This is a genomic window from Streptococcus sp. 3613 (assembly GCF_013277375.1).
GTDB classification, from domain to species: Bacteria; Bacillota; Bacilli; order Lactobacillales; family Streptococcaceae; genus Streptococcus; species Streptococcus pseudopneumoniae.
Genome location: NZ_VMMV01000104.1, coordinates 1 through 11191, shown reverse-complemented (window position 1 = coordinate 11191; position 11191 = coordinate 1). Strand labels below are relative to the sequence as shown.

The 11191-nt window shown below is 41.1% G+C and carries 5 protein-coding genes and 3 pseudogenes; 2 read left to right on the top strand and 6 right to left on the bottom strand.

Annotated features, from left to right (window positions below):
• Positions 1 to 7: 7 nt before the first annotated feature.
• Positions 8 to 1435, bottom strand: coding sequence for a YSIRK-type signal peptide-containing protein (locus HT708_RS10755; protein WP_172926377.1), 1428 nt, complete (start codon positions 1433 to 1435; stop codon positions 8 to 10).
• A 238-nt stretch (positions 1436 to 1673) separates the two neighbouring features.
• Positions 1674 to 2852, bottom strand: a complete 1179-nt coding sequence (locus HT708_RS10750; RefSeq protein WP_172926376.1) for a hypothetical protein — start codon at positions 2850 to 2852, stop codon at positions 1674 to 1676.
• Positions 2853 to 2874: 22 nt separating this feature from the next.
• Here HT708_RS10750 and HT708_RS10745 point away from each other — a divergent pair, with 22 nt between their 5' ends.
• Positions 2875 to 3006 carry a hypothetical protein gene (locus tag HT708_RS10745; RefSeq protein WP_000692919.1) on the top strand — a complete coding sequence of 44 codons (132 nt, stop codon included), beginning with the start codon at positions 2875 to 2877 and terminating at the stop codon, positions 3004 to 3006.
• Positions 3007 to 3028: 22 nt separating this feature from the next.
• On the opposite strand, the gene addA is transcribed toward HT708_RS10745, so the two are convergent.
• The 3 genes and pseudogenes from addA to HT708_RS10730 form a co-directional block, all read right to left on the bottom strand.
• Complete coding sequence (gene addA, locus HT708_RS10740; protein ID WP_172926375.1) at positions 3029 to 6679, bottom strand: helicase-exonuclease AddAB subunit AddA; 3651 nt, start codon at positions 6677 to 6679, stop codon at positions 3029 to 3031.
• Positions 6676 to 9951: an ATP-dependent nuclease subunit B gene (gene rexB, locus HT708_RS10735; RefSeq protein WP_172926374.1), complete on the bottom strand. Its 3276-nt coding sequence runs from the start codon at positions 9949 to 9951 to the stop codon at positions 6676 to 6678. The genes addA and rexB overlap by 4 nt, the downstream gene beginning before the upstream one ends.
• Positions 9952 to 10148: 197 nt before the next feature.
• Positions 10149 to 10304 (bottom strand): annotated as a pseudogene (locus tag HT708_RS10730) (diacylglycerol kinase family lipid kinase); the annotation flags it as partial.
• 105 nt (positions 10305 to 10409) lie between these two features.
• Between HT708_RS10730 and HT708_RS10725 the strand changes: the two are divergent.
• Positions 10410 to 10770 (top strand): annotated as a pseudogene (locus tag HT708_RS10725) (tyrosine-type recombinase/integrase).
• A gap of 83 nt (positions 10771 to 10853) precedes the next feature.
• Here HT708_RS10725 and HT708_RS10720 read toward each other — a convergent pair.
• A pseudogene (locus HT708_RS10720) lies at positions 10854 to 11191 on the bottom strand (group II intron maturase-specific domain-containing protein); the annotation flags it as partial.

The window sequence follows — 11191 nt, the reverse complement described above, 5'->3', positions numbered from 1 at the left end:
CTTCTTCTTATTTTGATACATTCAAGGCTGCCGCTGCTGCAACTAAGTCATTCTTAGCTTTCTCAACTTCTGCTTGACTTGCACCTGGCTTAGCTGCTACAGCTTTCGCTGCTTTAAGAGCTTCGTCGTAGGCAGTACGCTTAGCTTGGTCTGCATTCGTGTACTTGTCAGATTCTTTCGTGCCAGATTCTTTACCAAGCTCGACATTCAACTCATCTTTTTCAGGTTTGTTTGTTTCTTCAACTGAGGTTGTCGAATCACTAGGAATACTGGACATTTCCCCAGTATTTTCTTTAGATGTATCTGGTGATACATTCTCTGAATTCGTTGTTGATTCTTCTGCAGATTGAACTGGATTTTCTACTCCTTGATTTGAGGTTCCTTCTCCTGCGCCTTCTGTTGGATTTTCTGTAGTATTATCTGTAGGTTTTCCTGTAGCTTCTTCAAAATTACCTTCATTTGTTTCTACTTTATTTGTATCACCTTGATTAGATTCAGTTGGTACTGTTTGCCCATTCTCTTCTGTTATTGCATTACCAGAATTTTCAGGTTTTGTTGAAGTTTCGTCTTTTGACTCATCTTTTTCAGGTTTGTTTGTTTCTTCAACTGAGGTTGTCGAATCACTAGGAATACTGGACATTTCCCCTGAGTTTTCTCCTGGCTTAGGAGTTGCATCAGCTACAGTTCCAACTTGTCCATCCCTAAATTCTGGAACAGCCTCATACTGTCCGTTAATCACTTGTATTTTTGATGGATTCTCTATAAAATTCGGTGTAATCGTATAATCTACCTTTTGTTGATCTATTGGAGTGGCTACTGATTTCTCTTGATTACTTACCTTAGAATCAGAAGTCGTTTTTCCCTCTTTGATATATCCAATATATGTGTAACCTGAAATCTCTTTAGGAAGAGGTAATTTTTCTCCAGAGGTCAATTCATAGTCCGTATTGTAATTCAGTAAAAGATTATTTTCTAAAGCATGGGCTGATACTAGAATACCGTTTCCTATCCCTGCAACCAATACTAAATGCAATACCGTTTTATTCTTAACTTTTTTCTTGGAAACAGCAAAAACTAAAATCCCCAGAGCTGCTAAACTAGCACCAGCAACTAAGGCTTGCATCTCATTCTTGCTTCCAGTATTTGGCAATTCTCCCAGTTGATTTTGAGAATTTAACTTATAAACAAGATAATAAGTCTCATCATCATTCTCCACGTATGTCGGAATATCATATACAAGCTGCTTCTTTTCTTCTGATGATAGCTCTGACTCTGTCACATATTTGTAGTGAACACCTTTAGTCTCTTGAGCAGCCACAGATGAACTAGTTAATACAGACATAAAAAATAAACTCGAAATCGTTGCAGATACAAGTCCTACTGATAATTTTCTAAATGAAAAACGTTCTTGTTTTTCACCAAAATACTTTTCCATTATTCCTCCTTGAAATAAAATTTTAAAAATATGTAAGCCTAACTTTTTTATATTAGTGTACTATCTATAAAAAAGGGAACATACTTTAATTATACTCTTTATTTAGCAAAAAGTCTTAAAATTGAGTTGCGTTTTCATACTTTTTTTATATATAAAATACCAAGTAGTAGTTTTGCAATTCCCTATTATTTTTTGGATAAAATGTAACCTACCATGAAATTTCCACGGCAGGTGTTACTCATATCACTAATCGTTCTAAAAATGGTTTGAGGCAGTTGAGGAGAATTCCTTCTATCCAGCTTCCTTGTGCTGATGAGCGATGGTCTTCCTGCAGGCTTTTTTTTAGAAAATCTCGGACTTGTTCTGGTGCGATTTCAAATTCAAAGGCTTTCATTTTATAGAAAAAGTCGATGAGATGATCTGACAGGTATTCAGTTGAAAAGGGTACTTCACCACTTTTTCGATATTCTAATAAGAGCCTAGAAAATCGAGCTTTTTCTTCAGGAAGCTCACGAAAATAGGAATTGAGGAGCCAAGTCTGCTTCTGTTTTCTTTCAATTGGATCCTGACTGGCAATTCGTTGGTCTTTTTCCAGCTCTTTTTGGTATTGTTTGGCCTTGATAGCTCGTTCTGCTCTATTTTTACCAAAAAGAATTTTCTCCCACTTTCGTTCTTCTTGAGTCAGGGTCTCTGTAAAGCCAAAGTAATCTTGATAGGCACGCTCTGCTGGGCCCATAGCTAGAACCAGATTGTCTGCATATTGCTTGGCGATTTTATCCCTCTTTTTGCGCTCTTTCTCTGCTTGGATACGGAGTTCTTGTTCGTAATCAATTTTATCTTTTCCTAGTTTGACAAGGTAGAGTTGGTCATCTGGTTTTCCAAGTAAAAAGGGCTTGATACACTTTTCAAGGACTTCTTCCATCCGAGCTTTTTTCTTTGGCTCCGCCTTGGTCCAACTTCCTCCTTGAAAGACTTCTAGGAAAAGCTGGTAGTCTCTCTCAGGTGCAAATTGATTGCCACGATTGGGTTTGAAAACATCTTTTTCCCAGAGCCATTTTAAAAGTCGCTCGTCAAAGTCACTTTTATTGACCTTGATTTTCTCCTTTTTATGGGCTTTTCTGGTCAGATTTTCAACCTTTCTGAGCAGTTTTTCTTCCTCTTCCAGTTGCTGGTCAAGGGACAATCGATGAAAATGACGAACACAGTCGCTACCAATTGGAAAGAGGCGTTGACCTGTGACACCGTTAAAGAGTTCGTAGGCGTACTTGATGGCATTTCCACAGACACAATTGCTACGGCCAATACCGTTAAAAATCAAGGAAACTTCATTCCATTCCTTGGTAGCTTGTTCCCAAGTATCCGCTTTTGAAGCCTGTAAAACTGCATCATACAGGGATTTTCTAACTGGAAGTGTCATGAGGTCTCCTTTCTAATATTCAATGAAAATCAAAGAGCAAACTAGGAAGCTAGCCGCAGGCTGCTTAAAACACAGCTTTGAGGTTGTAGATAAGACTGACGAAGTCAGCTCAAAACACAGTTTTGAGGTTGCAGATGAAGCTGACGTGGTTTGAAGAGATTTTCGAAGAGTATAAATTATACTTTTACAACTTGAACCTCGTCTTTACCGAGTAAAATCAAGTATTTTTCAATATTTTCAATCGAATAGGCTCGTGATAAAGCCTCTTCGTATAGAGCTAACTGACCACGATAGCGGTCTACGAGTTGACTTGGTTCATCATAGCGGTCTGTCTTGTAGTCGAACAGAACGATTCTATCCTCATAAAGCAGATAGCCGTCCAAGATTCCACGGACAACAAAGTCTTCCTGACTCTTTTGGTCTCGTTTGAGCATGGAGAAAGGTTGCTCGCGATAAAGATGGTTGGTATTAGCGATAATTTCCTGACCGAGTGCTGTGTCAAAGAAAGCAAGAATTTTATCAAGATTGATCTTGTCTCTGACAGCTTGGCTAGTTTGAACTTGTTTGAGTGTTTCTGTTAGGCTAGCAAGCGTTGGTCTCTGGCTGAGATCCATTCTCTGCATGAGTTCGTGGGTAGCACTACCAATCTCAGCTCCTGTTATCTTTTCTTTGCTTGAAAAATCTGGTAAATCAAAACTAATTTTCTTGTCTACTGACTGGCCTTGACCTGCAATCTCGACACCTTCCATATCCATAACAGGTTCGTAGAATTTCTTGATTTGACTTGGAGTTTGAACACTAGGAAGTTCAATGGCTGCGCGGTGAAGAGTATTATAAATTTCCACTTCTTTCAGCATTTCAAGGGCTTCTTTGATGGTATCTGATTGACGATTGTCTGCTTGGGAGCTATCTTGGAGTGGACTCCTGGTTTCCAACTCTCCGATGGCTTCTCTAGTCAACTGATCTTCTCCAACAAAACGATAACTAAAGTTGAGATTGTCCTTAGTAAACACTTTACTGATAGCCCAAATCCAATCTTGGAAATTCTTGCCTTGAAGTCTAGTGTTGCTATTTAGTTTTCCATTTTTAGCTGCTGGGTATTGCTTGGCTTCCAGCTTTTCACGAGAACCCTTGCCGACAAGATAGAGTTTTTTCTCAGCCCTCGTCATGGCAACATAAAGGAGACGCATCTGCTCTGAATAGCTTGCTAGCTGTAATTCCTCTTCGTTCTGCCTATAGGTCAGGCTAGGAATGGAGAGTTTGATGGTTTTAGGATAGTGATCTTCCACTGCTCCAGTCTCCATTTTGGCAATATACTTGACACCTAGACCGTTTTTACGGCTGAGAATGACTTCTGACATAGAGTCTTGCTTGTTGAAATCTTGATCCATATTGAGAATAAAGACGTAAGGAAACTCTAGCCCTTTACTCTTGTGGATAGTCATGAGCTCCACTGCATCTTTTGGCGGTGCGACGGCCACGCTTGCAAGATCGTGCTGGGCTTCTAAAACTTGGTTAATCATACCAATAAAACGAGACAAGCCTTTGAAATTACTCTTTTCAAACTGGTCAGCTCGCAGAGCTAGGGCATAGAGATTGGCCTGTCTAGCAGGACCATTTGGCAAAGCTCCAACATAATCATAATAAAAACGGTCGTTGTAAATCCTCCAAATCAAGTCATAGAGAGAGTGGGTTTTGGCATACAGGCGCCAAGAAGCCAAGATATCCATGAATTGGTTTAGTTTCTCAGCTAGAGCTGAGTGAATCAAGACTTTTTGGCTACTTACCTGTTTTTGAGCATTGACCAGTTTCTCATAGAGATTTTCGTAGGCTTTATCCTCTGCTTTCTGAAGAGATAAACGTGCTAACTCGTCCTCATCAAAGCCAAACATAGGAGACTTCATAAGGGCAACCAAGGCATAGTCTTGAAGAGGATTGTGAATGACACGAAGGGTGTCTAGCATGACTTGCACTTCTAGAGATTGGAGATAATTGTTTTGCTCTCCATCAGTTTTGACAGGGATCCCATACTCAGACAGGGCGAGGAGAATCTGGTCATTACGACTGCGACTGGAGGTCAGAAGGGCAATTTCCTTAAAGGCAACACCTTGTTCCTGATGAAGTTTAAGGATTTCCTTGATAACTAAGCGCATTTCGCCTGTTAGTTTCGTTTCTGTTTGACTCTCTTCTTCCTCATTTGAGTCGTCCTTATCGTAGAGGAGCAATTCTGCTTTGTTTTCTGGATTAGGAGTCAGTTTGGTATTGGCAAAAACAAGCTGGTGCATGTTATCATAGTTGATTTCGCCGACCTCTTGGTCCATGAGACGTTCAAAGACATCATTGGTTGCTGACAGCACTTCTGAACTACTTCGGAAATTTTCCTTGAGGAGAATGAGCTTGCCTTCTTGGGGATTTTGCGCATAGCGTTGGAATTTCTCATTGAAAATCTGCGGATCTGCCTGACGGAAACGGTAGATAGATTGCTTGATATCCCCCACCATAAAGCGATTGTGGCCATTAGACAGCAATTCCAGCATTCGTTCTTGAATATGGTTGGTATCCTGATACTCATCGACCATGACTTCGTGGAAACGCTCCTGATAAGCTTCACGGACTTGCGGGAATTTCTCTAAAATCTCAATGGTGTAATGGCTGATATCAGCGAATTCAAAGGCATTTTCCTGACGTTTACGCTGACGATAAGCCTCCACAAAATCACCCATGAAGGCTTGGAAGGTTTTAGCTAGTTCCCATGTGTCTTGATGATAACGTTCTTGATAGTCGAGAATGGTTATCTGGTCTGACAGTTGTCCTAGTTTAGCAAAATGGGTCTTTCTCTCCTCGTTGTAGGCATCGGTCAGTGGCTTCAAATCAGCCTTACGACTGGCATTAGTCAGGGCCCGGCCGTTTTTCTCTTTCGAAATTGCGACAACACGCGCAAGTACTGCCTGATAAGCCTGACTATCGGACTCCTGATTTAGGGAGCCAATTTCATCCAGAATCAACTGAACATTTTCTAAATAGGCAGCTTTGGGAAACTCCTTGGCATCGTTATCCAGATGGTAACGGAAAAAGCTTTCCAAATTCCAAAGAGCTTGTTTGATTAGCTCAGTCAGTTTTTCTTTTTCACTGGTAAAATCAGCTTTTTCAAAACCTTTGAGGAAAGATTCACTCAGCCATTTTTTAGGATTACTGGTGGATTGGAGAAAGTCATAAATTTTATAGACTTGCTGGCGCAGCCCCCGTTCATCTTTTCCACGTCCAACAAAGTTTTTCAGCAAATGACTAAAGGTCTCTTTCTGCTTACCTTGGTAATGGGCTTCAAAGACCTCGTGGAAGACTTCGTTTTTTAGAAGGAGTTGCTCACTTTGGTTTTGTAAAATACGGAAATTAGGCGCAATATCAAGCAGATAGCCATGTTTACCAAGGAATTTTTGTGTAAAAGAGTCCATGGTTCCGATGGCTGCGTTGGGTAGGTCTGCCAACTGGCGACCCAAGTGTTGTTTGAGGTCAACGTCATCGCTTTCTTGGATTTGTTGGCTGATTTTTTTCTCCAAGCGTTCTTTGAGTTCAGTCGCAGCCTTGACGGTAAAGGTTGAGATAAAGAGTTGAGAAATTTCGACACCACGCGCCAATTGGTCCAGAATACGCTCGGCCATGACAAAAGTCTTACCAGAACCAGCCGACGCTGAGACAAGGATATTTTGACCAGAAGTGTAGATAGCTTCGATTTGCTCGGCAGTTTTCTTTTGTTCCTTGCTCGAATTTGCTTCTGCTTCTTGCAGTTTTTGAATTTCCTCCTCAGTTAAAAAGGGAATAGGCTTCATCGATTCAACTCCTCTCTTATTTTTTCAAACCAAGCTTGCTTGAGTTTTTCTCCGACCAGACGCTTGCCATCAGCTAGGTCCAACTTTTCTAGGAAACGGGCTTGGCCCAAGTGGTAATTGGCTTCAAATCCTGTAATAGCCTGATGTTGCTGAACATATGGTGCAATACTTCTGCCATTTTCAGTATAAGGGTTAATGGCGAACTGACCGTCTAAAATCTTCTCAGCTGCTTTCTTGTAAAGATGGGCATTATAGTCCAGTAGGAGCTGGAATTCCTCATCCGTCAGCTGATTGGCCTTGTTTTTATTGTAAAATTCGCCCAAATGACTGCTTTCTTTTTCTAAAAAGAGGCCTTGGTATTTCATTGACTTGCTGGCTTCTACTACTGCACCTGCCAGACTTTTAACGGCCATGAGAGATTGGACAGGCTCAGCCATTTCCAGGTACATAGCGCCGAAAAAGTTCTGCTCCCCTTCTCTTTTTAGGGTAGCTAAATAGGTTGGCAGTTGGGAATTAAGACCATTAAAGAAATGAGGAAATTGGAACTGGGTCAGACTAGACTTGTAGTCTACTACTCCAATCGCTCCATCAGCTTTCAATCGGTCAATGCGGTCAACCTTACCTCGTACAAAGACACTCCGTCCATTGTCCAATTGAATAAAGGCCTGCTCTTTTCCATCAAAATTCGCTTCCTCTTTGATGGTTTCGATGGCTGGATTGTGTCGGAGAATATGTCCAGTCGTGCGAGCTATATCAAGTAGAACTTCCTTGGTAAACTGGGCTTCCAAACTTTCCTGATAAATTGCTTCAAATTCGCGTTCTTGACTGGTTTCTTGGATAGCTTGTTCTAAACGTTTGTCAAAGGAATCTTCGTCAGGCAACTGCAAGGCGCGTTCAAAAATGCGGTGCAAGAAATTCCCGTGACTACGGGCATCAGGACGCAGGCGTAATTCTTCTTGTAAGCCTAAAACGTAGCGAAGAAAATAACTGTATTGGTTCCGGTAAAACTCCGTCAAACCAGAGGTAGAGAGGTAAAATTCCTTGTCAGCTGGATAGAGAGCCTGCAAGGTATCCTTGGTCAACTGCTTACTGCTTGGACTGGTTGGGAGGGCTGGATTTTCCAGACCTTGCTGGTCTAGTTTTTTACTCATGACACGCGCCAGAACCTTAATAAATGTCAAATCTTGCTCCCTATCTCTCGTCTCGCCCTGCTGGTGATAAGCAACTAGACTAGACAAAAGACTGTGATATGACCCCATATCTTCCTTAGACAGCCTTTTGTGATTCATCCTCTTCTCTTTTCGACTAAATCCAAAATGGACCAGTTCTTGAAGATAGGCTGCCTCCTTACTTTCACTTTCATTAAAAAGGCTTGGAGCTGACAAGACCAACTGCTTACGAGCAGAATTGACCAAGGAAAGCATAGTGTAGCGATTTTTCTTGAGATTTTCACTGCTGGCAATCAGCAATTGTGCCCCTTCCTCTGTCGCTTGGTTTAGGTTTTGCCTTTCTTCATCTGTCAAAAGACTGGTATTTTGCGCGATTTTTGGTAAATTGTCCTGTGTTAGCCCAATGGCGTAGACAAAGTCAGCCGTTAAGGGCGCAATCAAATCGTAACTCTGCACCAGAACGGTGTCCACTGTCGCTGGAATGGTACGGTATTGAGATAGGTTCATTCCAGAATGGAGCAAGGCTAGGAAGTCCTCTAGACTAACCTGTGAACCAGCAAAAACGGTCGCAAATTGTTCTAAAACATGACAGAATGCCTTCCAAACCTCGGCTTGTCTTTCCTGTTCAAGAGCTTCCATAGTGGCTGTTAAGTCATGCAACTGCTTGGTCACCGCTCCCTCTTTTAGAAAAGAGTTCCACTTTTGCAAGAGATTTTCAGCCTTTTGTTTTCGGCTAGCAAAGAGGGTTTCAAGAGGTGTTAAAATACGCAGACGAAGAGTATTTAAACGCTCTAAATCAAATTTTCCATGGTGGGATTTGGTGAAGGCTTGCTGAAAGGCTGGCAAGCCATTGATACCAAGATAGCGGATATATTGCTCAAAAGCATCAATATCAGCCTGACTAAGGTCGGTATACAAACCTGTTCTAAGAAGGTTTATCAAATCCTCCTGACGAAAACGATAGCGTTTCAAAGCTAAAATAGACTCGACAAACTGTGTCAAGGGATGATGAGCCATGGATTCGCTTCTACCAAGATAAAAAGGAATCTGATACTGGTCAAAAATGGTTTTCAGCGATAACTGGTAAGAAGCTACATCCCCCAAGAGAATACGAAAATGCTTGTAGCTCAGGACTGAGTTCTCATGCAATTTCTGACGAATGCTACGGGCTACCAACTCCAACTCCTCCTTTTGTGTCAAGCAAGACCAGATTTGTAAGTTTTCACGGTCCTTCTGATCGACATCCAATGTTAATTCTGAAAAGTCATAAGAAGACTCCAGCAAACGAGAGGCTTTGTCAAAGCTATCCCTCTTCTCATGAGTCTGAGAACGGTCTTGAGCAGGAGTTTGGTATTTAGAGGCTAGATGATGGAGAAACTCCACACTGGCTTGGTAGAGATTGCCTTCAGCGAATGGACTGGTATAAGCTTTCTTACTAGCATAAACCCCAATAACAATCTCAACACCCTTGCCATGAAGTAAGTCCACAATCCGCTCTTCCTCAGCAGAAAAACGGGTAAATCCATCAATAACCAAGGCGATTTGAGTAAAATCACTACTAACTTTGTTATTCTCAATAGCCTCAATCAAATGGGACAACTGATTTCCTTGAGCCAACTGGCTTTGATTGAGATAGGCCGTTACCTTCTCAAAAATCAAGAGTAAGTCTGCTCGCTTGTCTTCATCCGTCAAACTCTCCAAGTCTAAAAAACTCATCTGAGCTTTGGTCATCTCGTGGTAAAATTCAATCAACTGCTGGATAAATTGAGGATCCTGCTTGATAGCTCCATAAACACGCAAGTCCTTGGGGTCAAGTTCTGCAAGGCATCTGTAAAAGACCATCCCAAGACCGATGTCATCTAGACTAGTCTTGGCAGGCAAGTCATTCAAGACTAGGTAACGAGCCATTTGAGCAAAGCGCGTGACGGTAATCGCAAAAGAAGCCTGCTGGGACAAGCATTCCAGCACGGCGCGTTCCTTTTCAAAAGAAAGAGAGTTGGGAGCGATGTAGAAGACTCGCTTGCCAGCAACAACTAGCTCCTCCGCCTCTCTGGTTAGAATTTCAGTCAAAGAAGTCCGAATATCAGTATAAAGTAATTTCATCTCTGCCTCGTTGGAATTTTTCATTACCCTATATTATACCATGATTAGTCTCGTAAATCTGTTAAAATATTTAGGCCATCCATTCTTTTCTTCATCATCTGCTAAATATTAAATACTTAGCTTTACTTGTATATAGAATAAATCTGCCTACTGAAAATCACATAATAAAAAAAGCCTCGGTAACAAGGCTTTGAGTTTTATGATTGTTTCTTAGGTACGGAATACACTTCAATGTGTTGTCCTAGTACCTTGATGTCGACTGGTAGATTATCTGATTTATCGCCATCGACATCCGACTCTAATTCGATATCAGAAGAAATTTTAATAGTAGGTGCTTTTATATATTCAATATTCTTGATAGAATGATTGAACTATAGTAAATTGAAACTAGAATAGTACACCGTGGATGCTAAAATATTTCTAGAAATTAATTTGATTTCCCTAATCAAGCTGTTCGTATATTATTTCAACCTACTATAAATCGTCTAAGAGAAACAACCGATAAGAATTGGCACAAAAGCGACCGTATTTTTGTTACCAATACAGGAAAACCAGTTCATAGTTCCGTCTTGAGCAAGTCTCTCCAGCGAGCAAACGAACGCCTTAAAAAAACCAATTCCCAAACATCTGTCTCCTCACATCTTCAGACACACCACTATTAGCATCTTAGCAGAAAATAAAATTCCTTTAAAAACAATCACGGACGGGGTTGGTCATTCCGACTCTGAAGTCACTACTTACATCTACACCCACGTCACAAAGAACATGAAAGATGAAGCAATCAATGTACTAGATAAAGTTATGAAAAAGATTTTTTAAAAAGTTTTGCCTCTCAAAATCGAGTAGGGGATAATCTCTAGCCCCTCTCACACCACCGTACGTGCCGTTCGGCATACGGCGGTTCAACTAACTTTTAACGCATGTCGTTCAAGGTAATAATCCAAACACGAAACCAGTCCACGTTTTTCAAGGACTGGTTTTGATATAGCACGTTTAAGTACCGACTTCTGAGCTACTAATTGATAATGGTCACCCCAGCCAGATACCTTATCTGCTATCCATTTAGGAACTCCTAACTTAAGCAATCCCCATAATCGTCTCGATTTCTTCTTCCATTGCTTCCAGATAATCACTCGTAGGCGAGTACGCAAGCGCTCATCTATGCTGGTGACAATACTTTTCATATTTCCCAATGAGAAATAGTTTATTCATCCTCGAATGGACAAATTCAGTTGCTCAA